The organism is Streptomyces sp. RLA012, assembly GCF_056270325.1.
In genome coordinates this window covers 4,971,782-4,993,162 of the sequence record NZ_JBWDPA010000002.1, presented here as the reverse complement: position 1 = coordinate 4,993,162, position 21,381 = coordinate 4,971,782, and the positions used below count along the sequence as shown (strand labels likewise).

15 protein-coding genes and 3 rRNA genes are annotated in these 21,381 nt (G+C 66.2%); 16 read left to right on the top strand and 2 right to left on the bottom strand.

Features of this window, described 5'->3' with window-relative positions; translation table 11 throughout:
• The first annotated feature begins 68 nt into the window (after positions 1 to 68).
• Positions 69 to 881: a class I SAM-dependent methyltransferase gene (locus RV986_RS22710; protein ID WP_475919153.1), complete on the top strand. Its 813-nt coding sequence runs from the start codon at positions 69 to 71 to the stop codon at positions 879 to 881.
• Here RV986_RS22710 and RV986_RS22705 read toward each other — a convergent pair.
• Complete coding sequence (locus RV986_RS22705; RefSeq protein WP_475919152.1) at positions 845 to 2,266, bottom strand: SulP family inorganic anion transporter; 1,422 nt, start codon at positions 2,264 to 2,266, stop codon at positions 845 to 847. The genes RV986_RS22710 and RV986_RS22705 overlap by 37 nt on opposite strands.
• A gap of 246 nt (positions 2,267 to 2,512) precedes the next feature.
• Between RV986_RS22705 and RV986_RS22700 the strand changes: the two genes are divergently transcribed.
• From RV986_RS22700 to proC, 3 genes are all read left to right on the top strand, one after another.
• Entirely contained in the window at positions 2,513 to 3,388 is an 876-nt protein-coding gene (locus RV986_RS22700; RefSeq protein WP_475919151.1) for an ABC transporter ATP-binding protein, read from the top strand.
• On the top strand, positions 3,385 to 4,179 hold the full coding sequence (locus RV986_RS22695) for an ABC transporter permease (protein ID WP_475919150.1): 795 nt from the start codon (positions 3,385 to 3,387) through the stop codon (positions 4,177 to 4,179). The genes RV986_RS22700 and RV986_RS22695 overlap by 4 nt, the downstream gene beginning before the upstream one ends.
• A 151-nt stretch (positions 4,180 to 4,330) precedes the next feature.
• Positions 4,331 to 5,140, top strand: coding sequence for a pyrroline-5-carboxylate reductase (gene proC / locus RV986_RS22690; RefSeq protein ID WP_475919149.1), 810 nt, complete (start codon positions 4,331 to 4,333; stop codon positions 5,138 to 5,140).
• A gap of 117 nt (positions 5,141 to 5,257) precedes the next feature.
• Here proC and trpS read toward each other — a convergent pair whose 3' ends face one another.
• Entirely contained in the window at positions 5,258 to 6,256 is a 999-nt protein-coding gene (gene trpS, locus RV986_RS22685; protein ID WP_475919148.1) for a tryptophan--tRNA ligase, read from the bottom strand.
• Positions 6,257 to 7,117: 861 nt separating this feature from the next.
• On the opposite strand from trpS, the gene RV986_RS22680 reads away from it, so the two are divergent.
• The 12 genes from RV986_RS22680 (at position 7,118) to RV986_RS22625 (ending at position 21,294) form a co-directional block, all read left to right on the top strand.
• A 16S ribosomal RNA gene (locus RV986_RS22680) occupies positions 7,118 to 8,643 on the top strand.
• A 314-nt stretch (positions 8,644 to 8,957) separates the two neighbouring features.
• Positions 8,958 to 12,081: ribosomal RNA gene (locus RV986_RS22675) — 23S ribosomal RNA — on the top strand.
• A 95-nt stretch (positions 12,082 to 12,176) separates the two neighbouring features.
• Positions 12,177 to 12,293, top strand: a 5S ribosomal RNA gene (gene rrf, locus RV986_RS22670).
• Together the 16S, 23S and 5S rRNA genes form the textbook arrangement of a ribosomal RNA operon.
• A 134-nt stretch (positions 12,294 to 12,427) precedes the next feature.
• A complete protein-coding gene (locus tag RV986_RS22665) occupies positions 12,428 to 13,072 on the top strand; it encodes an HAD family hydrolase (RefSeq protein ID WP_475919147.1) in 645 nt (214 codons plus the stop codon).
• A gap of 134 nt (positions 13,073 to 13,206) precedes the next feature.
• Complete coding sequence (locus RV986_RS22660) at positions 13,207 to 13,914, top strand: VC0807 family protein (RefSeq protein WP_475919146.1); 708 nt, start codon at positions 13,207 to 13,209, stop codon at positions 13,912 to 13,914.
• A 228-nt stretch (positions 13,915 to 14,142) separates the two neighbouring features.
• Entirely contained in the window at positions 14,143 to 15,357 is a 1,215-nt protein-coding gene (locus RV986_RS22655; RefSeq protein WP_475919145.1) for an MFS transporter, read from the top strand.
• Complete coding sequence (locus RV986_RS22650; RefSeq protein ID WP_475919144.1) at positions 15,308 to 16,480, top strand: acetoin utilization protein AcuC; 1,173 nt, start codon at positions 15,308 to 15,310, stop codon at positions 16,478 to 16,480. Before RV986_RS22655 ends, RV986_RS22650 begins: the two co-directional genes overlap by 50 nt.
• A gap of 679 nt (positions 16,481 to 17,159) precedes the next feature.
• Positions 17,160 to 17,975: a phosphatase gene (locus tag RV986_RS22645; RefSeq protein WP_475919143.1), complete on the top strand. Its 816-nt coding sequence runs from the start codon at positions 17,160 to 17,162 to the stop codon at positions 17,973 to 17,975.
• A gap of 129 nt (positions 17,976 to 18,104) precedes the next feature.
• Positions 18,105 to 18,317, top strand: a complete 213-nt coding sequence (locus tag RV986_RS22640) for a helix-turn-helix domain-containing protein (RefSeq protein ID WP_004984898.1) — start codon at positions 18,105 to 18,107, stop codon at positions 18,315 to 18,317.
• Between the two features lie 165 nt (positions 18,318 to 18,482).
• Positions 18,483 to 18,581: a 30S ribosomal protein bS22 gene (locus tag RV986_RS22635; RefSeq protein ID WP_003948845.1), complete on the top strand. Its 99-nt coding sequence runs from the start codon at positions 18,483 to 18,485 to the stop codon at positions 18,579 to 18,581.
• A gap of 506 nt (positions 18,582 to 19,087) precedes the next feature.
• Positions 19,088 to 20,149, top strand: a complete 1,062-nt coding sequence (locus RV986_RS22630) for an NAD-dependent epimerase/dehydratase family protein (protein WP_475919142.1) — start codon at positions 19,088 to 19,090, stop codon at positions 20,147 to 20,149.
• A gap of 14 nt (positions 20,150 to 20,163) precedes the next feature.
• Positions 20,164 to 21,294 (top strand): lysophospholipid acyltransferase family protein, encoded by a 1,131-nt coding sequence (locus RV986_RS22625; RefSeq protein ID WP_475919141.1) that lies wholly within the window; start codon positions 20,164 to 20,166, stop codon positions 21,292 to 21,294.
• The last annotated feature ends 87 nt before the right edge of the window (positions 21,295 to 21,381 follow it).

The following is a 21,381-nucleotide window of genomic DNA, read 5'->3' as shown; positions in this document are numbered from 1 at the left end:
GGGGAGGGTAGGGGCGGCGGGGGCGAAAATCGCTGTTCCCCACCCCCAACCCTCGCCACCATGCCCCTATGACCCCCTCACCTTCCTCTCCCTCATCGCCCCCTCCTTCCCCCTCCCACACCCCCCGAGCCCACTCCTTCAACACGGCCGCAGCCCAGTACGCCGCGAACCGCCCCTCCTACCCACCCGCCCTCTTCACCACGATCGAAGACCTGACCGGCCGCCCCCTCAAGGGCGCGAAGGTCATCGACGTAGGCGCGGGCACCGGCATCGCCACCACCCTCCTGCACGCCCGCGGCGCGAACGTCATCGCCGTAGAACCCGGCGAGGGTATGGCCCAGGAATTCCGCCGCGCCCTCCCCGACATCCCCCTCGTCAGAGGAACCGGCGACTCCCTCCCCCTCGCCTCCGCCTCCGCCGACCTCGTCACCTACGCCCAGTCCTGGCACTGGACGACCCCGGCCCACTCCCTCCCGGAGGCCCTCCGCGTCCTGCGCCCCGACGGTGCCCTGGCCCTCTGGTGGAACACCGACGTCGTCGACGTCCCGTGGATCGCCGCGGCCACCGACCGCGTCGAGCGCTACCTCGGCATCGACCCGGTCGTGGAGAAGACCGGCAGCGGCGCCCGGGCCGCGGCCGCGCTCTCGGCCGACCCGAGCGCCCCACTGAAGATCGCCCGCCGCACGGTCCGCTGGAGCCGTCACGTCCCCCTGGACACCCACCTCGCCAACGTCGGCAGCCACTCGGCCTTCCTGGTCCTCGGCAAGGAAGGCACCGACGCCTTTCTCACCGAGGAGCGCGCCCGCCTCCTGGAGACGTTCCCGGACGGCCGGGTCGAGGAGGTCTACGACGTACTGGTGATCGTGGCCACCCGCTCGTGATCCCGCGCGGCGGCCCACCGCTCCAGGGCCGCCGCGCACGCGTGATCCACATGCCGCAACCCGCCCAACTCCAGCCGTACGTCACGGTCGTGCGGCAGCGCCTCCAAGGCGTCCAACAGCTTCGGCAGCCGCAGGAACGTGGCGTTCCCGACCACCCGTACGACCATCCCCGCGGCCCCTCGATCCTCTGTTTCCACATGCACATGGCTGATGTCCCACGCGGTCTTGGCCACGGCGAGCGCCAGTCCGATCAGTACCCCCTCGAACAGATTCCCCACCACGATGGCCACCGCCGTCACACCCAGCACGACCACCTCTCCGCGATGCCCACGCCACAACACCCGCACCTCTCGCACCGGAACCAACTTGCAGCCCGCGTGCACCAGCAACCCCGCCAGTGCCGCCACCGGAATGATCCCGAGCACCCCGGGCACCACCGCCGTGAAGACCAGCAACCACACCCCGTGCAGCACCCGTGAGGCCTTCGTCTCCGCTCCGGCCTGCACATTCGCCGCACTCCGCACGATCACCGCGGTCATCGGCAGCGCCCCGAGCGCCCCGCACACGGTGTTCCCCGCACCCTGCGCGATCAGCTCGCGGTCGTAGTCGGTCCGCGGCCCTTGGTGCAGCCGGTCCACCGCCGCCGCGCTGAACAGCGACTCGGCGGAGGCGATCAACGCGAAGGCGACCACCGTCCCGAGCATGCCCACTTCCGTGAGCCGCCCCAGCTCCGCCAACCCCGGCGGCTGTACGGCATCGAGCAGCCCCCGCACCTCGACCCGCCGCACCGACAGGTCGAACACCCCGGTCACGCCCGCCGCGAGCGCCACGGCCAGCAACGGGGCCGGTACGACCCGCGCCCCGCGCCGCCACCGCGGCCACAGCACCAGTACGACCACGGTGGCGCCGCCGACCGCGAGGGCCACCGGGTCCGCGTCGCCGGGCAGCGAGACCAGCCCGGCGATCTTCCCGAGCCCGTTCGCGGGCGCCGAGGCGTCACCCATCGCGTACACCTGACCCGCGATCAGCACGAGCCCGATCCCGGCGAGCATCCCCTGCACCACCGCGACGGACACGGCCCGGAACCACCGTCCGAGCCGCAGCACCCCGAGCGCGAGCTGCACCAGCCCGGCTCCGAGCACCAGCACACCCAGCGCCCGCAGCCCGTACGACTGCACCGCCTCGTACACCAGCACGGTCAGCCCGGCCGCCGGCCCGCTCACCTGCAGGCTGCTGCCGGGCAGTACTCCGGCGACCAGCCCTCCGACTATCCCGGTCACCAGCCCCAGTTCGGCCGGCACACCCGAGGCTATGGCGACGCCTACACACAACGGCAACGCGACGAGAAACACGACGAGAGACGCGAACAAATCGGCTTTACGCATGGCAGCGGCACCTCCGGTTGAGAGCGGGAGATGCGTGGGTGCCGAGCCGGGGGAGGGCGCGGCGGACGTACGGGCGCGGCACGAAGGCCTGTAGGGGTACGACCGCGCACTGATATCCATTGTCGGTAACGGGAGTTGATCGCGCACCCCTTCCGCGTAACCGTCGAGTGAACGTGGAAGCGCACCACCCCGCCGCGCGCCGGAGCGCCCTCTTCCGATCGCGCCCCCACGCGCCTGCGCCGTCGAATGCGACCGGGCTTGACGACCCCACACCGCGAGAGCATTATTCATCACATGATGAATTTCAATGGGGCGGGCCCGTCCGACCCCGCAGGGCCACCCGGCACCTCCCTCCAACCCGCCATCCGCGCCGAAGCCCTCACCGTCGTCCGCGGCCCCCGCACCGTCCTGCGCGGCCTCGACTTCGCCGTCCCCCGCGGCCAGATCACCGGACTCCTCGGCCCCTCCGGCTGCGGCAAATCAACCCTCATGCGCTCGACGGTCGGCACCCAGGCCAACGTCACCGGCACCCTCGAAGTCCTCGGCCACGCCGCCGGCCACGCCGCCCTCCGCTCCCGCATCGGCTATGTCACCCAAGCCCCCTCCGTCTACGACGACCTGACCGTCCGACAGAACCTCGACTACTTCGCCGCGATCCTCGACCCCGGCCGCGCGTCCGCCGAACGCCGCCGCGCCCACGTCACCCAGGTCATCACCGACGTCGACCTCACCGGCCATGCCGACTCCCTCGCCGGCAGCCTCTCCGGCGGCCAGCGCAGCCGCGTCTCCCTGGCGGTAGCGCTCCTGGGCACCCCCGAACTCCTGGTCCTCGACGAACCCACCGTCGGCCTCGACCCGGTCCTGCGCCGCGACCTGTGGACCCTCTTCCACGCCATCGCCGCAGAGCGGAACGCGACCCTCCTCATCTCCTCCCACGTCATGGACGAGGCCGAGCGCTGCCACCGCCTCCTCCTGATGCGCGAGGGCGAGATCCTCGCCGACGACACCCCCGACGCCCTGCGTGAACGCACCGGCTCCGACACCGTCGAGGCCGCCTTCCTCCGCCTGGTCGACGAGGCGACCGCGACCGCCGCGCAGCCCCGCAAGGAGACCGCCCGATGAGCACGACCACGCCTCCTGCCACGCGCCCGGCGGCCCCCACCCGCCCGACCCCGCTCAACCACGCCCGCACCACCGCCACCGCGACCCGGGTCCTGCGCCAGCTCCGCCACGACCCGCGCACCATCGCGCTGATGATCCTCATCCCCTGTCTGATGCTGGTGCTCCTCCGCTACGTCTTCGACGGCAGCCCGCACACCTTCGACTCCATCGGCGCCTCCCTCCTCGGGATCTTCCCGCTGATCACGATGTTCCTGGTCACCTCCATCGCCACCCTGCGCGAGCGCACCTCGGGCACCCTGGAACGCCTCCTCGCCATGCCCCTGGGCAAGGGAGACCTGATCGCCGGCTACGCCCTCGCCTTCGGCGCCCTGGCCATCGTCCAGTCGGCCCTGGCCACCGGTCTCGCGGTCTGGTTCCTGGGCCTCGACGTCACGGGCTCTGCGTGGCTCCTCCTGCTCGTCGCCCTCCTCGACGCCCTTCTCGGCACGGCCCTCGGCCTCTTCGTCTCGGCCTTCGCGGCCTCGGAATTCCAGGCGGTCCAGTTCATGCCGGCGGTGATCTTCCCCCAACTCCTCCTCTGCGGGCTGTTCACCGCCCGCTCGGACATGCACCCCGTCCTGGAGGCCCTCTCCAACGTCCTCCCCATGTCCTATGCCGTCGACGGCATGAACGAAGTCCTCAAACACACCGACATGACGGCCGACTTCGTCCGCGACGCCCTGATCGTGGCGGGCTGCGCCCTGCTGGTCCTGTGCCTGGGCGCGGCCACCCTGAGGCGCCGAACGGAATAACCCGCCCACACTCTTCACGCAGGTCCGCGGTCCTTCAGGCCGTCCGGCGTTTGAGGACGAGCCGTCCGCCCAGCGGACAGCCCACCCCGGCGAACCCCCCCGAGTGCGAGGATGACCCCAGGACGACGCACCCCCGGAGGGCACCCGCACCATGACCCAGAAAGTCGCAGTCCTCGGCACCGGCAAGATCGGCGAAGCGCTGCTCAGCGGAGTGATCCGGTCCGGCTGGGCCCCCACCGATCTACTGGTCACGGCCCGCCGCCCCGAGCGGGCCAAGGAACTCCAGGAGCGCTACGGCGTCACCGCCGTCACCAACGCCGAGGCCGCCAAGACCGCCGACACCCTGATCCTCACGGTCAAGCCGCAGGACATGGGCACCCTCCTCGACGAACTCGCCCCGCACCTCCCCGCCGACCGCCTGATCATCAGCGGCGCCGCCGGTATCCCCACCTCCTTCTTCGAGGAGCGCCTGGCCGCAGGCACCCCGGTCGTCCGTGTCATGACGAACACCCCCGCGCTCGTCGACGAGGCCATGTCCGTCATCTCGGCCGGCAGCCACGCCACCGCCGAGCACCTTGCCCATGCCGAGGAGATCTTCGGCGCCGTCGGCAAGACCCTCCGCGTCCCCGAGTCCCAGCAGGACGCCTGCACCGCGCTCTCCGGCTCGGGACCGGCGTACTTCTTCTACCTGGTCGAGGCCATGACGGACGCGGGCATCCTGCTCGGCCTGCCCCGCGACAAGGCCCACGACCTGATCGTCCAGTCCGCGATCGGCGCCGCCGTGATGCTCCGCGACAGCGGGGAGCACCCCGTGAAGCTCCGCGAGGCCGTCACCTCTCCCGCGGGCACCACGATCAACGCGATCCGTGAACTTGAGAGCCACGGTGTGCGCGCCGCCCTGATCGCCGCACTGGAGGCAGCCCGCGACCGCAGCCGCGAACTCGCCTCCGGCAACAGCTGAAGGAAGCGGGGCCGGGCCCGCCCCCGGCCCCACCGTCCTTCAGCCCGCCACCGCGCAGTTCGGCCGCCCGGCGCCACCTGGGCGCGCCACCGCCCGGCTCAGCCCAGTCGGCCGAGCTCAGCCGGCCTCCAGCAATCCGATCGCCCGGTACGCCGCGTCGACCATCGGCCTTGCCATCTCCCTGGCTTTCTCCGCACCGTCCCGCAACACCCCCTCCACATACGCAGAATCCGCGCACAGCCTCTTGTGCCTGTCCTGTACGGGCCTGAGCAGTTCGACCACGGCCTCGGCGGTGTCCTTCTTCAAAGCGCCGTACGACTCATATACACCGCTCAAGGCTTCGGGGTTCCCACCTTCACAGGCAGCGAGAATCTCCAGCAGATTCGAGACCCCCGGCCGTGTCTCGGGGTCGTACACGACGTCCTGTCCGCTGTCGGTCACGGCCCGCATGATCTTCTTCCGTACGGCATCCGGTTCGTCGAGCAGATAGACGACCCCGGGCCCGACGTCATCGCTCTTCCCCATCTTCGACGTCGGCTCCTGCAGATTCATGACGCGCGCCGCGATCCGGGGCCGGGTGGCCCGGGGCACCACGAACGTGTGCCCGTATCGCTGGTTGAACCGCACCGCGAGATCCCGCGTCAGCTCCACATGCTGCGTCTGGTCGTCCCCCACCGGCACCTCATCGGTCCCGTACGCCAGGATGTCCGCCGCCATCAGCACGGGATACGTCAGCAACGACAGCCGCACACTTCCGCCGCGCCCCCGCTCCCGCGCGGCCTTCTCCTTGTACTGGATCATCCGCCGCATCTCCCCGTCGGTCGCGACGCACTCCAGCAGATAGGACAGCCGCGCGTGCTCGTCCACATGACTCTGTACGAACACGGTGCACAGCTGTGGATCGAGCCCCGAGGCCAGCAACAACGTCGCCGCCTGCCTACTGAGTCTGCGCACCCGCCCCGGATCGTGGTCCACGGTCAACGCGTGCAGATCGACGACGCAGAACAGGGCGTCGGCCTGGTGCTGATCGACATCGGCCCACCGCCGGATGGCCCCCAGATAGTTCCCCAGCGTCAGATGTCCGGTCGGCTTGATCCCGCTGAAGACCCGTGTCATCTCTCCACCTCCTGGTCGAGGCCACCGCACCCGCCGGCCGGTCCTCCAGGAAGGAGACACAAAAAAGGCCGCCGAGGCGGCGGCCGTTGTGTACATACGTGAGTACGGCCGCCGTCAGGTGGCCCACCACTGCTGGGTGCACGTATGCGTAGTCATGACCACGAGACTACGCCTCCGGAGTCCCGTCCGGAGCCGAGTTGACACGCCCCCACCCCGTACGTAGTGTTCTCCGAGTTGTCCGACGTGAGCGCCGACCCCGGTCGGTCCCCGGACAGCCATTCCGCAACAAGCACTCAACGAACGGCGACCCGTCGTCGGCTCGTTTTCATGCGTGTTTGCGAAATGAGGAATCCGCGTTCGAAAGGGCGCCACCCCGATTAGCTCGGGAGCCAGGAATCCGCTAAAGTCTCACTCGTCGGAACGGCCCAACGGCCGCGAAGACAAGCCCCACCGGCAGGGAATCGGGTCCGAAAGGATCTGATAGAGTCGGAACCGCCGGAAAGGGAAACGCGAAAGCGGGAACCTGGAAAGCACCGAGGAAATCGGATCGGGAAACGGTCTGATAGAGTCGGAAACGCAAGAACAAAGCAAGACCGAAGGGAAGCGCCCGGAGGAAAGCCTGAGAGAGTCTCTCGGGTGAGTACAAAGGAAGCGTCCGTTCCTTGAGAACTCAACAGCGTGCCAAAAATCAACGCCAGATATGTTGATACCCCGTCTCCGGCCGATCGGTCGGGGCGTGGTTCCTTTGAAAAAGTCCTGCCGGGCATTGTCCGGTAGGCGCACAGCGAGGACGCTGTGAACCTTCCGATTATTCCTCGGGGGGTTCCGCTCTCGTGGTGTCGTCCCGATTACGGGAAAACATTCACGGAGAGTTTGATCCTGGCTCAGGACGAACGCTGGCGGCGTGCTTAACACATGCAAGTCGAACGATGAAGCCTTTCGGGGTGGATTAGTGGCGAACGGGTGAGTAACACGTGGGCAATCTGCCCTTCACTCTGGGACAAGCCCTGGAAACGGGGTCTAATACCGGATAATACCTGCCTGGGCATCTGGGTGGGTTGAAAGCTCCGGCGGTGAAGGATGAGCCCGCGGCCTATCAGCTTGTTGGTGAGGTAGTGGCTCACCAAGGCGACGACGGGTAGCCGGCCTGAGAGGGCGACCGGCCACACTGGGACTGAGACACGGCCCAGACTCCTACGGGAGGCAGCAGTGGGGAATATTGCACAATGGGCGAAAGCCTGATGCAGCGACGCCGCGTGAGGGATGACGGCCTTCGGGTTGTAAACCTCTTTCAGCAGGGAAGAAGCGCAAGTGACGGTACCTGCAGAAGAAGCGCCGGCTAACTACGTGCCAGCAGCCGCGGTAATACGTAGGGCGCAAGCGTTGTCCGGAATTATTGGGCGTAAAGAGCTCGTAGGCGGCTTGTCGCGTCGGTTGTGAAAGCCCGGGGCTTAACCCCGGGTCTGCAGTCGATACGGGCAGGCTAGAGTGTGGTAGGGGAGATCGGAATTCCTGGTGTAGCGGTGAAATGCGCAGATATCAGGAGGAACACCGGTGGCGAAGGCGGATCTCTGGGCCATTACTGACGCTGAGGAGCGAAAGCGTGGGGAGCGAACAGGATTAGATACCCTGGTAGTCCACGCCGTAAACGGTGGGAACTAGGTGTTGGCGACATTCCACGTCGTCGGTGCCGCAGCTAACGCATTAAGTTCCCCGCCTGGGGAGTACGGCCGCAAGGCTAAAACTCAAAGGAATTGACGGGGGCCCGCACAAGCAGCGGAGCATGTGGCTTAATTCGACGCAACGCGAAGAACCTTACCAAGGCTTGACATACACCGGAAACGGCCAGAGATGGTCGCCCCCTTGTGGTCGGTGTACAGGTGGTGCATGGCTGTCGTCAGCTCGTGTCGTGAGATGTTGGGTTAAGTCCCGCAACGAGCGCAACCCTTGTTCTGTGTTGCCAGCATGCCCTTCGGGGTGATGGGGACTCACAGGAGACTGCCGGGGTCAACTCGGAGGAAGGTGGGGACGACGTCAAGTCATCATGCCCCTTATGTCTTGGGCTGCACACGTGCTACAATGGCAGGTACAATGAGCTGCGAAGCCGTGAGGCGGAGCGAATCTCAAAAAGCCTGTCTCAGTTCGGATTGGGGTCTGCAACTCGACCCCATGAAGTCGGAGTTGCTAGTAATCGCAGATCAGCATTGCTGCGGTGAATACGTTCCCGGGCCTTGTACACACCGCCCGTCACGTCACGAAAGTCGGTAACACCCGAAGCCGGTGGCCCAACCCCTTGTGGGAGGGAGCTGTCGAAGGTGGGACTGGCGATTGGGACGAAGTCGTAACAAGGTAGCCGTACCGGAAGGTGCGGCTGGATCACCTCCTTTCTAAGGAGCATCTAGGCTGCCGGGCTTGCCCGGTGGTCCAGGGCCATTACGTCGGCAGATGTTCGACGGTGGTTGCTCATGGGTGGAACGTTGATTATTCGGTGCACTTGACTGTCTTCTCCTTCCAGTACTGCTCTTCGGGGCGTGGAACGAATGAGGGAAGCGGCAGGGGTGCCGGGCACGCTGTTGGGTGTCTGAGGGTTCGGCCGATCATGGCTGCCTTCAGTGCCGGCCCCAGTGAACTTGCCGTGTGCGGCAGGGTGGTGGGTGGTTGGTCGTTGTTTGAGAACTGCACAGTGGACGCGAGCATCTGTGGCCAAGTTTTTAAGGGCGCACGGTGGATGCCTTGGTACCAGGAACCGATGAAGGACGTGGGAGGCCACGATAGTCCCCGGGGAGTCGTCAACCAGGCTTTGATCCGGGGGTTTCCGAATGGGGAAACCCGGCAGTCGTCATGGGCTGTCACCCATACCTGAACACATAGGGTATGTGGAGGGAACGCGGGGAAGTGAAACATCTCAGTACCCGCAGGAAGAGAAAACAACCGTGATTCCGGGAGTAGTGGCGAGCGAAACTGGATGAGGCTAAACCATATGCGTGTGAGACCCGGCAGGGGTTGCGTATGTGGGGTTGTGGGATTTCTCTTTTACGGTCTGCCGGCCGTGAGACGAGTCAGAAACCGTTGATGTAGGCGAAGGACATGCGAAAGGTCCGGCGTAGAGGGTAAGACCCCCGTAGTCGAAATGTCAACGGCTCGTTTGAGAAACACCCAAGTAGCACGGGGCCCGAGAAATCCCGTGTGAATCTGGCGGGACCACCCGCTAAGCCTAAATATTCCCTGGTGACCGATAGCGGATAGTACCGTGAGGGAATGGTGAAAAGTACCGCGGGAGCGGAGTGAAATAGTACCTGAAACCGTGTGCCTACAAGCCGTGGGAGCGTCGCGCATCGAGTTTACTCGGTGCGTCGTGACTGCGTGCCTTTTGAAGAATGAGCCTGCGAGTTTGCGGTGTGTTGCGAGGTTAACCCGTGTGGGGAAGCCGTAGCGAAAGCGAGTCCGAATAGGGCGTTTTAGTAGCGCGCTCAAGACCCGAAGCGGAGTGATCTAGCCATGGGCAGGTTGAAGCGGCTGTAAGAGGTCGTGGAGGACCGAACCCACCAGGGTTGAAAACCTGGGGGATGACCTGTGGTTAGGGGTGAAAGGCCAATCAAACTCCGTGATAGCTGGTTCTCCCCGAAATGCATTTAGGTGCAGCGTCGTGTGTTTCTTGCCGGAGGTAGAGCACTGGATAGGCGATGGGCCCTACCGGGTTACTGACCTTAGCCAAACTCCGAATGCCGGTAAGTGAGAGCGCGGCAGTGAGACTGTGGGGGATAAGCTCCATGGTCGAGAGGGAAACAGCCCAGAGCATCGACTAAGGCCCCTAAGCGTACGCTAAGTGGGAAAGGATGTGGAGTCGCAGAGACAACCAGGAGGTTGGCTTAGAAGCAGCCACCCTTGAAAGAGTGCGTAATAGCTCACTGGTCTAGTGATTCCGCGCCGACAATGTAGCGGGGCTCAAGCGTACCGCCGAAGTCGTGTCATTCATACAATAGGGCCAACGCCTGTATGGATGGGTAGGGGAGCGTCGTGTGCCGGGTGAAGCCGCGCCGGAAGGCAGTGGTGGACGGTTCACGAGTGAGAATGCAGGCATGAGTAGCGATACACACGTGAGAAACGTGTGCGCCGATTGACTAAGGGTTCCTGGGTCAAGCTGATCTGCCCAGGGTAAGTCGGGACCTAAGGCGAGGCCGACAGGCGTAGTCGATGGATAACCGGTTGATATTCCGGTACCCGCTGTGAAGCGTCAAACATTGAACCAGGCGATGCTAAGTCCGTGAAGCCGTTCCGGACCCTTCGGGGAATGGAAAGTGGTGGAGCCGACGGTCCAGACCTGTAGTAGGTGAGTGATGGGGTGACGCAGGAAGGTAGTCCATCCCGGGCGGTGGTTGTCCCGGGGTAAGGGTGTAGGCCGTGTGATAGGTAAATCCGTTGCACATTGAGGCTGAGACCTGATGCCGAGCCGATTGTGGTGAAGTGGATGATCCTATGCTGTCGAGAAAAGCCTCTAGCGAGTTTCATGGCGGCCCGTACCCTAAACCGACTCAGGTGGTCAGGTAGAGAATACCGAGGCGTTCGGGTGAACTATGGTTAAGGAACTCGGCAAAATGCCCCCGTAACTTCGGGAGAAGGGGGGCCATCACTGGTGAGAGGATTTACTCCTTGAGCTGGGGGTGGCCGCAGAGACCAGCGAGAAGCGACTGTTTACTAAAAACACAGGTCCGTGCGAAGCCGTAAGGCGATGTATACGGACTGACGCCTGCCCGGTGCTGGAACGTTAAGGGGACCGGTTAGTCACTCTTCGGGGTGGCGAAGCTGAGAACTTAAGCGCCAGTAAACGGCGGTGGTAACTATAACCATCCTAAGGTAGCGAAATTCCTTGTCGGGTAAGTTCCGACCTGCACGAATGGCGTAACGACTTCTCGACTGTCTCAACCATAGGCCCGGTGAAATTGCACTACGAGTAAAGATGCTCGTTTCGCGCAGCAGGACGGAAAGACCCCGGGACCTTTACTACAGTTTGATATTGGTGTTCGGTTCGGCTTGTGTAGGATAGGTGGGAGACTTTGAAAGCGCGGCGCCAGCCGTGTGGGAGTCGTCGTTGAAATACCACTCTGGTCGTGCTGGATGTCTAACCTGGGTCCGTGATCCGGATCAGGGACAGTGTCTGATGGGTAGTTTAACTGGGGCGGTTGCCTCCTAAAGAGTAACGGAGGCGCCCAAAGGTTCCCTCAGCCTGGTTGGTAATCAGGTGTTGAGTGTAAGTGCACAAGGGAGCTTGACTGTGAGACCGACGGGTCGAGCAGGGACGAAAGTCGGGACTAGTGATCCGGCGGTGGCTTGTGGAAGCGCCGTCGCTCAACGGATAAAAGGTACCCCGGGGATAACAGGCTGATCTTCCCCAAGAGTCCATATCGACGGGATGGTTTGGCACCTCGATGTCGGCTCGTCGCATCCTGGGGCTGGAGTCGGTCCCAAGGGTTGGGCTGTTCGCCCATTAAAGCGGTACGCGAGCTGGGTTTAGAACGTCGTGAGACAGTTCGGTCCCTATCCGCTGTGCGCGTAGGAATATTGAGAAGGGCTGTCCCTAGTACGAGAGGACCGGGACGGACGAACCTCTGGTGTGCCAGTTGTCCTGCCAAGGGCATGGCTGGTTGGCTACGTTCGGGAGGGATAACCGCTGAAAGCATCTAAGCGGGAAGCCTGCTTCGAGATGAGTATTCCCACCCCCTTTGAGGGGTTAAGGCTCCCAGTAGACGACTGGGTTGATAGGCCAGATCTGGAAGCACCGTAAGGTGTGGAGGTGACTGGTACTAATAGGCCGAGGGCTTGTCCTCAGTTGCTCGCGTCCACTGTGTTGGTTCTGAAACCACGAACAACCCCATGCCCCGGGGCCACTGGGTATGGTGCGGTAGTTACAGTTTCATAGTGTTTCGGTGGTCATAGCGTGAGGGAAACGCCCGGTTACATTCCGAACCCGGAAGCTAAGCCTTACAGCGCCGATGGTACTGCAGGGGGGACCCTGTGGGAGAGTAGGACGCCGCCGAACAAATTTTGAGGAGACCCCCGTACCGGGAAATCGGTACGGGGGTTTTCTGCATTCCGGGATCTTTTTATTTTGCTGGCCCAACAAGCTGTCGGAGGCTCCACCGGGGGATTCGGGACAAGCCGTAGGGTCGTGCCATGCGCTACGACTTGGTGATTTTCGACAACGACGGCGTCCTCGTGGACAGTGAGCCGATCTCCAACACGATCCTGGCCGCCTATCTGACCGAGCTCGGGCATCCGACCTCGTACGAGGAGTCGGTCAGGGATTACATGGGGTCCGCGATGCACCGCGTTCACGAGCTTGTCCGGGAGCGCAGTGGGCAGCGGTTGCCGGACGAGTTCGACGATGTCTTTCACGGGCGGGTGTTCGCCGCCTTCGAGCGTGAGCTGCAGCCCGTTCCCGGCGCGGTGCAGGTGCTGGAGAAGCTGGCCGGGGACGGGGTTCCGTACTGTGTGGCCTCCTCCGGGAGTCATGAGCGGATTCGGGTGGGGCATCGGAAGACGGGCCTTGACCGGTGGTTCGACGAGGGGCGCGTCTTCAGTTCCCAGGATGTGGGGCGGGGCAAGCCGGCTCCGGATCTCTTCCTGTATGCCGCCGAGCGGATGGGCGTGGCTCCCGAGCGATGTGTCGTCGTCGAGGACAGTCCGCTCGGAGTGCGGGCGGCGAACGCTGCCGGGATGGACGTGTACGGCTTCACGGCCATGACCCCGGCCGCCAGGCTCGCCGATGCCACTCGACTCTTCTCCGACCTGGGCGAGTTGACTGACCTGCTCGTATGACGGAACCCCTCGCACGGCACTGACATTTGTCATGCCGAGCTCCGGACGATCGATTCTGTTGGCCGAGGGGGGCCGGCCGCGAAGCTGAGTACATCGAAACGGGACGTACACAGTGACGACGGAGGGACCCGATCATGAGCATCACGGCCATCGAGACCAGCACTGGAGCGACCGCCGCCGAGGCGACCGGCACGACCACGGTCGCCGCCAAGCCCAGCTTCCTGCCGCTGATCCTGGACGTGGCGGTGCCGGTCGGGTCGTACTACGTCCTGAAGAACGGGCTCGGGATGAGCGTCGTGGCGGCGCTCGGCTGGAGCAGCGTGGTGCCGGCCGCGCGGACCGTGTGGAGCGTGGCGAAGGAGCGCAAGGTCAACGCTCTGGCCGGGCTGATCCTGTTCGTCAACGTCGTCGGCCTGGCGCTCAGTCTCGTCGCCGGTGACCCGCGGCTGATGCTGGCCAAGGACAGCGGGATCAGCAGCGCGATCGGCATCGGCATCCTGATGTCCGTGAAGCTCGGCAGGCCGATGATGACGGAGGGTATGAAGCCGTTCCTCGTCAAGGGCGACGCGGCCAAGAGCGCCGCATGGGACCGGCTGGCGACCGGCTCGCCGCGGTTCCGGAAGGCCGAGCGGACCTTCTCCCTCGTGTGGGGCGTGGTGCTGCTCGCGGAGTGCGTGGCGCGGGTCGTGGGCGCCTACACGCTGCCGGTCGACACCATGGTCTGGCTGGGCACGGTCGTGATGATCAGCTCGATGGTGGTGGCCATTCTGGTCGGCGGGCGGCTGGCCGTCGTCCCGATGGAGAAGATGCTGGAGGCCGAGCTCGCCGAGCGGGCCCGGTAAAACCCCAGCTACGGAGCCCAGCCGCAGTCCGAGCCCAGTCCTGATGCAGTCCTGATGTAGTCCGAACGTAGTCCGAATGCGGTCCGACGGCGGCTCGATCGCGGCCCAATCGCAGTCCGATCACCGCCCAACCGCCTTCCAGAGACGCCGATCGACCGTAGAGCTGAGCAGAATTCATCTTCGGCTTGATCTACCCACCGGTAAGCCAGGGGCCCTACGCTCGCCGCCATGACAGATGTGCTGCGGCGCGGTAGGGCCTCGTTGGCGTTCAGCTTCTTCGCTCAAGGCGCCGCCTTCGCGCTGCTCGTGACGCGCATTCCGGCCATCCAGGACCGCTACGGGGTCTCGGACGCGCTGCTGCCCGCCTTCCTGGCCGCCGTGCCGATCCTCGCCGGGGTCGGGAGCGTGACGACCGAGCATTTGGTGAAGCGAATACGGCCCAGCCGGCTGCTGCGCTGGTCCCAGCCGGTCGTCCTCCTGGCGCTGCTCGGGGTCGGGTCGGGGGACCAGCTGGTCGAACTGGCCGTCGCGCTCGGTGCCTTCGGGCTCGCGGTCGGCGCGCTCGACGCCTCCATGAACATGCTCGGGGTGAGCCTGCAGCGGACGTACGGACGCAGCATCATGCTCGGTTTCCATGCCACGTACAGCCTTGGCGGGATCCTGGGCGCCTCGCTCGCGTGGGTGGGGGCGCACTGGCATCTCTCGCTCTTCGTGTCGTATCTGCCGGTGGTGCTCGTGCTGCTGCCGGCGGCGTTCGTGGGGAGTCGCTGGTACGTGGATGGGGACTCCGCCGCGGAGGACGGACAGGAGAAGGGGGAGGGCGGGACCCTCGTCTTCAAGCTGCTGTTGCCGCTGTGCCTGGTGATGACGTTCGCGTACATCGGGGACTCGACGGTCTCCAACTGGAGTGCGAAGTATCTGCAGGACGTGCTGGGCAGTTCCGAGCAGCTGGCGACCGTTCCGTACAACGTCTACATGGTGATGACCCTGGTGGGGCGGGCCGTGGGGGACTTCGGGGTGCGGCGGTTCGGGGCGGTGGCCGTCGTACGACTGGGAGCGGTCGTGGCGGCGGCCGGGTTCGCGGTGGTGGCGGTGGCGCCCGGGCCGTGGGTCGGGATGCTCGGGTTCACTCTGCTGGGGCTGGGGCTGTGTGTTCTGGTGCCGCAGACGTTCGCGGCGGCCGGGCGGCTCTTTCCCGGGGCTTCGGATACGGCCATCGCGCGGCTGAACATCTTCAATTACGTGGGGTTCTTGATCGGTTCGCCGTTGGTGGGGGCATTGGGCGACGCCTGGAACTACCGGGGCGCCATGCTCGTACCGATGGCGTTGGTCCTGGTGACCTTGGGGTACGCCCGCTCGTTCGCACCCGAACCGGACCGATACGGTGACGGGCATGAGCGGCCGCGCACAGCTGATGTGGGACGAGGCAGTAACGGGCTATGACTTCGGTCCGGACCATCCGATGGATCCGGTCCGGCTGGCACTGACCCGGCGACTGGTCGATGCCTTCGGGCTCGACCGTGAGATGGATGTGGTCTCGGCGAAGGCAGCCGGGGAGTCGACGTTGCGGCTCGTGCATCGCGCGGACTATGTGGAGGCGGTCAAGGCCGCGTCCCTGGACCCGGGTGCCGCGGATACCTCGTACGGCCTCGGGACCATGGACGATCCGGCCTTCGCCGGGATGCACGAGGTGTCCGCCCTGATCGCCGGGCAGTCCGTGGGGGCGGCGGAGGCCGTATGGCACGGGGACGCGCTGCACGCGGTGAACTTCGCGGGTGGGTTGCATCATGCGATGCCGGGCGGCGCGTCCGGGTTCTGCATCTACAACGACGCCTCGCTGGCGATCGCACGGCTGCTGGAGCTAGGCGCCGAGCGGGTCGCGTATGTGGATGTCGATGTGCATCACGGGGATGGCGTGCAGGCTGCCTTCTGGGAGGACCCGCGGGTTCTGACGATCTCGTTGCACGAGCATCCGCGGACGTTGTTTCCGCAGACCGGGTGGCCGGAGGAGACGGGGGGCGCCGGTGCGGAGGGGAGCGCCGTGAATGTGGCGCTGCCGGCCGGGACCGGGGACGCGGGGTGGCTGCGGGCCTTCCACTCCGTGGTGCCCGAGCTGATCGCCGACTTCCGGCCGCAGGTGTTGGTCACCCAGCACGGGGCCGACACCCACTTCGAGGATCCGCTCGCTCATCTCGCCGTGTCGCTGGACGCGCAGCGGGCCGTGCAGGTCGCCTGTCACGAGCTGGCGCACGAGTACGCGGAGGGGCGGTGGGTCGCGTTGGGCGGGGGCGGGTACGCGGTCGTGGACGTCGTGCCGCGGTCGTGGACGCATCTTGTCGCTGTCGCGGCGGGGCGGCCGATTGATCCGGAGGCGGTGATTCCGGAGGGTTGGCGGCAGGAGGTGTTTGCTCGTACGCGGCAGTTGGCGCCGGTGCGGATGACGGATGGGCGGTGGCCTGTGTCCTGGAAGGGGTGGGAGGCCGGGTACGACCCGGCGGATCGGTTGGACCAGGCGATTGTGGCTGCTCGGCGGGCGGTGTTTCCGTTGCGGGGGTTGTTGGCGTAGAGGGTGGTGGGGTGGTGCCGGGTCGGGGATGGGTGGGTGAGCGGGGGTGGGTGGGGGTGTGGCCTTCGGCCTTGTCCTCAAGCGCCGGACGGGCTGAGTGGCGTGGGCCGGGGGTGGGTGGGGTACGGCCTTCGGCCTCGTCCTCAAACGCCGGACGGGCTGGAGGGCGCCGGCCCGGGGTGGGTGGGTGAGGGTGCGGCCCTCTGCCTTGTCCTCAAGCGCCGGACGGGCTGAAGGGTCGTGGGCCGGAGGATGGGTGGGATGCGGCCCCCGGGCCTGGTTCTGCAGCGCCGGGCGGGCTGCAGGATGCCGGCCTGTGCTGGAAAGTGCGCCCGGCCATGAGCGCCCCGGCAGGGGTGCGGGGAACTGCGCGCCCAGCCACCACCGGCCCGCGGCGGAGCAAACCGGGTAAACCGGTGGGCGGGGGATTCGGGGCGCGGCCCTGACCCAGGGGTGCGGGGAACTGCGCGATCAGCCCCCACTCACTCGCAACCAAGCTATCCGGGGTGGGCCGGGAAATCGGGGCGTAGCCCCGACCCGACCTGCGCGGGAAGCTGCGAGCGGCGTTCGCTCGGCCGTAGGCGGGGGATTCGTGGTGCAGAGTGTGCATTACGCCAACTGTGGGGCGTTTTCGGGAATTTCGGGGTGAAGGGGCGCCGTATGCGTCAGCATCGCTGACGTGTTGAGCACCGGAGCATTGCGTGCGCATTTGCTGGCCGCTCGGCTGGCCGGACCCGTGGCCACTTCGCGGGAGGAGAGCCTGCGGAGCTATCGGCTCTTCGCTGCCCGTGATCCCCGCGTGTTGCTCGGGCTTGATCCCGAGTGGACATGGCAGCAGCGGGATCTGATCGAGTTGATGGCTGACAAGTGCGGGGTTTCGGCCGATCCGGCGCACACGAGTGGGCATGATGTGATCGACCCCGAGCGGACCCTGGTCGCGCTCGACGCGTTCGCCGAGCGGCTCGGGGAAGCGGCCCGCAGGCGCGAACCGGTACTCCTCGGCACCGGCCACCCGCACCGTCTGCTCGGTTTCTACGCCGCTCTCGCGGACGCCTTGTCGGCGGCGGGATGTACCGTCCTCACCCCCGCGCAGGGTAGCTCTGTCGACATAACGACCCGGTTCGGTCTACGCACGTACAACCTTGACTACGTACAAGGCGTCGCGTTGGTACGCGAACCCGGCGTGCATGCCCCCGGTGGTGCGACCGGCGCACACTCCCACTCGCCGCTCCCGGTTCGTACCGTTCTGGCGGCCGCTGCGGAGGCCGGCGGGCCGCTCCCGGAGCTCGTGATCGGGGACCACGGATGGGTCTGCGGGGCAGGTCAGCTGGGGTTCGAGGCCATGGGGCTGGCCGATACGGACGATCCTGCGCTCTTCGTCGGAGAGGCAGAGGGGCGGGTGTCCGTCGTCGTTCCGCTTGATGACGCTGTGCGGTCTGATTACTACCGACCGCTTACTCGCTATGTACTCAATCGAGCGTGTCTGTCACAGTAGGCGGCCGATGGCATCCCCTCTTCCCCACTCGCATCACACGCCCCTACATTGGGGAGTGAGCACGCAACGACGAAGAGTCACCGGAAGGGGAAGCCGGTGGCCGTCGAGTGCGGAAGGTTCAGGTGTGTCATGGCTGCAGCTGGCGAGAGGCCTCTGAACGAGGTTCAGTTCCTTACCGTGGCGGAAGTCGCCTCGGTGATGCGAGTGTCGAAGATGACCGTGTACCGCTTGGTGCACAGCGGTCATCTGCCGGCGATCCGGGTGGGGAGGTCCTTCCGGGTGCCGGAGCAAGCGGTTCACGAGTACCTCCGCGAGAGCTATGTGGGGGTGGAGACAGCCTGACGGTTCCTCCGGGGAGTTCCCGAAAGGTCCTCGTGGCCGCCGCGGGAATTCACTCGGATCCCCTCGATTACGACCTCGGCGCTCGGACGGGTAGGCTGGCCCCTCATAGGTCGTGTGGGCCCATGCAGCCCAGCACCGAGTAAAGAGAAGTGAGCGAGGGTAGTCGTGGGCTCTGTTATCAAGAAGCGGCGCAAGCGGATGGCGAAGAAGAAGCACCGCAAGCTGCTCAAGCGCACTCGCGTTCAGCGTCGTAACAAGAAGTAGGGCCGGTGCCCCGTTCCGACGGGGCTCGTCCTCGCGCTTGTGCGACCGCTGAGAACGGCGCGCTCTGTGGCCCCCCACCGGCTGGTGGGGGGCCACAGCCGTTCCGGCGAACGGGTTGCCGTTGCGCCGGCCGAGCGGTCATCAGCGGGTGTTCCCGGCCGGCGGCGGCCGTCTTCCGCCGACGTGTGTGCGCGATGGCCGAGGTGGGTGCTTTCCGGGCCGGGCGGTGATGTGCCGGGTGAGCGGGCTTCCCCCGGAGCGGGTACTTTCCGGTCGCAGCGGGCGCGCATCTCCTCCAGAAGGCCCTCGGCAAGCGATGCTGTGCGTACGCCTGTGGGCCGTACGGCTCGGTCTGATCGTACGTCTGTGGCTGTCGTCACTTCGTGCATCGGGCGGTCATCACAGCGCAACATCGACCGGCTAGGTTGGCGGCAGACGGGGAACCCGGCAGGGTACGAGCAGAGCTACGTCCACTTACGTTCAAGACGGGAAGAGAGGCGCTGATCTTGGGGAAGGTCGTGCTCGTGACCGGAGTGGCCCGTCAGCTGGGGGGCCGGTTCGTACGACGGATCCAGCGTGACCCCCAGGTCGACCGGGTGATCGCCGTGGACGCGGTGTCGCCCGAGCACCATCTGGGCGGCGCCGACTTCATCCAGGCCGACATCCGCCAGCCCACCATCGCCCGGGTGCTCGCCGAGCACTCCGTCGACACGGTCGTCCACATGGACGTGACGGGCACCGCGCTGGGCAGCGGCAGCCGGACCACGGTCAAGGAGACCAACGTCATCGGCACCATGCAGCTCCTGGGAGCCTGCCAGAAGTCCCCGACGGTCAAGCGGCTGGTCGTGAAGTCCAGTACGAACGTCTATGGGTCCGCGCCGCGCGATCCGGCCGTGTTCACCGAGACGACCCCGCCCAAGTCGTTGCCCAGCGGCGGCTTCGCGAAGGACACGGTGGAGGTCGAGGGGTATGTGCGCGGCTTCGCGCGCCGCAGGCCCGATGTCGCCGTGTGCGTGCTGCGGTTCGCCAACATCCTGGGGCCGAGCGCCGACTCGCCGCTCGCCTCGTACTTCGTGCTGCCGGTGCTGCCGACCGTCTTCGGCTACGACCCGCGGCTGCAGTTCGTCCACGAGGACGACGTCATCGAGGTGCTGCGGATCGCCTCGCACGACCCGGAGCGCGGCACCCTCAACAGCGGGACCTTCAACATCGCCGGTGACGGCGTTCTGTTGCTCTCGCAGTGTGCGCGGCGGCTGGGCCGTCCCACGGTGCCGCTGCTGCTGCCGGCGCTCAGCTGGGCGGGCACGGCGGTGCGTACCCTGGGCGTGACGGACTTCTCGCCGGAGCAGCTGCGGCTGCTCACGCACGGCAGGGTCGTGTCGACGAACCAGATGCGCGAAACGCTGGGGTACAAACCGAAGTACACGACCGCGGAGACCTTCGCGGACTTCGCACGCAGCCGGGGGCCCGGACTCCTGCCCCCCGAGGCCGTCGCGGGGGCCGTCGACCGGATCGCCGCGCTGCCGTACGTGGGCGGCGGCCAGCCCCCGACACTGAGCGCCAACTGAGGAGCGCATCGACGATGGCGGACGCCAAGGTCATTCCGTTCGACGACGACCGGTCGCGCGGGGGTGCTGTGCAGCGCCCGCCGCGGCGGCGGGCCGGGGGGAGCCGACGCAAGGGTGATCCCGTGGTGGTACGTGAGGTCCAGCCCCTGCCCGGCCGGCCCTTCCCGCAGGATGATGTTCCTGTGACGCGTGAGGAACAGCCGCTTCAGCAGCCGGCGCCGACGCCGCGGCCGAGGCCCGCGCCGGATGCGCGGGCCGCGCAGCCTGCCTCGGATGCTCAGGAAGTGCGGAATGCGCAGGACGGCGGCGGGCTGGAACGGCGTATCGCCGGCGGCCTCGCGTTCCTGCGCCGACGTCTCACCGGTGACTACGAGATCGACGACTTCGGGTACGACCAGGAGCTCACCGACCAGGTCCTGATGTCCCTGATCCGCCCGCTGTACGAGAAGTACTTCCGGGTCGAGGTGAAGGGCATCGAGAACATCCCGTCCGAGGGCGGTGCCCTGATCGTCGCCAACCACTCGGGCACCCTCCCGCTGGACGGCCTGATGATGCAGGTCGCCGTCCACGACAACCACCCCGCCAATCGCCATCTGCGTCTCCTCGCGGCCGACCTGGTCTTCATGCTGCCGGTCGTCAACGAGCTGGCCCGCAAGGCCGGTCACACCCTCGCCTGCGCGGAGGACGCCGAACGGCTTCTGGAGCGCGGCGAGCTGGTCGGTGTGATGCCGGAGGGCTTCAAGGGCATCGGCAAGCCGTTCAGCGAGCGCTACAAGCTGCAGCGCTTCGGCCGCGGCGGTTTCGTGTCGACGGCTCTGCGGCAGGGCACCCCGATCATCCCGTGCTCGATCGTCGGCGCGGAGGAGATCTACCCGATGATCGGCAACGCGAAGACCCTGGCGCGGCTGCTGGGCTTCCCGTACTTCCCGATCACGCCGACCTTCCCGTGGCTCGGCCCGCTGGGCGCGGTCCCGCTCCCCACCAAGTGGACGATCCAGTTCGGCGAGCCGATCCCCACGGACGGCTATCCGCCGGAGGCCGCCGAGGACCCGATGCTGATGTTCAACCTGACCGACCAGGTCAGGGAACAGATCCAGCACACGCTGTACAAGCTGCTGGTGCAGCGCAGGTCGGTTTTCTTCTGATCATGCGGATACGTTTCTGACGGGCACAGGGCTGCGTTTCCGACGGACCCGTCTCTGATCATGCGGATACGTCGGTGGGGGCGCCCT

Excerpts from the sequence above, each read along its gene's own strand:
- RV986_RS22710 (WP_475919153.1), top strand. The coding sequence starts at position 69 with ATGACCCCCTCACCTTCCTCTCCCTCATCGCCCCCTCCTTCCCCCTCC.
- RV986_RS22705 (WP_475919152.1), bottom strand. The coding sequence starts at position 2,266 with ATGCGTAAAGCCGATTTGTTCGCGTCTCTCGTCGTGTTTCTCGTCGCG.
- RV986_RS22700 (WP_475919151.1), top strand. The coding sequence starts at position 2,513 with ATGCGACCGGGCTTGACGACCCCACACCGCGAGAGCATTATTCATCAC.
- RV986_RS22695 (WP_475919150.1), top strand. The coding sequence starts at position 3,385 with ATGAGCACGACCACGCCTCCTGCCACGCGCCCGGCGGCCCCCACCCGC.
- proC (WP_475919149.1), top strand. The coding sequence starts at position 4,331 with ATGACCCAGAAAGTCGCAGTCCTCGGCACCGGCAAGATCGGCGAAGCG.
- trpS (WP_475919148.1), bottom strand. The coding sequence starts at position 6,256 with ATGACACGGGTCTTCAGCGGGATCAAGCCGACCGGACATCTGACGCTG.
- RV986_RS22665 (WP_475919147.1), top strand. The coding sequence starts at position 12,428 with ATGCGCTACGACTTGGTGATTTTCGACAACGACGGCGTCCTCGTGGAC.
- RV986_RS22660 (WP_475919146.1), top strand. The coding sequence starts at position 13,207 with ATGAGCATCACGGCCATCGAGACCAGCACTGGAGCGACCGCCGCCGAG.
- RV986_RS22655 (WP_475919145.1), top strand. The coding sequence starts at position 14,143 with ATGACAGATGTGCTGCGGCGCGGTAGGGCCTCGTTGGCGTTCAGCTTC.
- RV986_RS22650 (WP_475919144.1), top strand. The coding sequence starts at position 15,308 with ATGAGCGGCCGCGCACAGCTGATGTGGGACGAGGCAGTAACGGGCTAT.
- RV986_RS22640 (WP_004984898.1), top strand. The coding sequence starts at position 18,105 with ATGGCTGCAGCTGGCGAGAGGCCTCTGAACGAGGTTCAGTTCCTTACC.
- RV986_RS22625 (WP_475919141.1), top strand. The coding sequence starts at position 20,164 with ATGGCGGACGCCAAGGTCATTCCGTTCGACGACGACCGGTCGCGCGGG.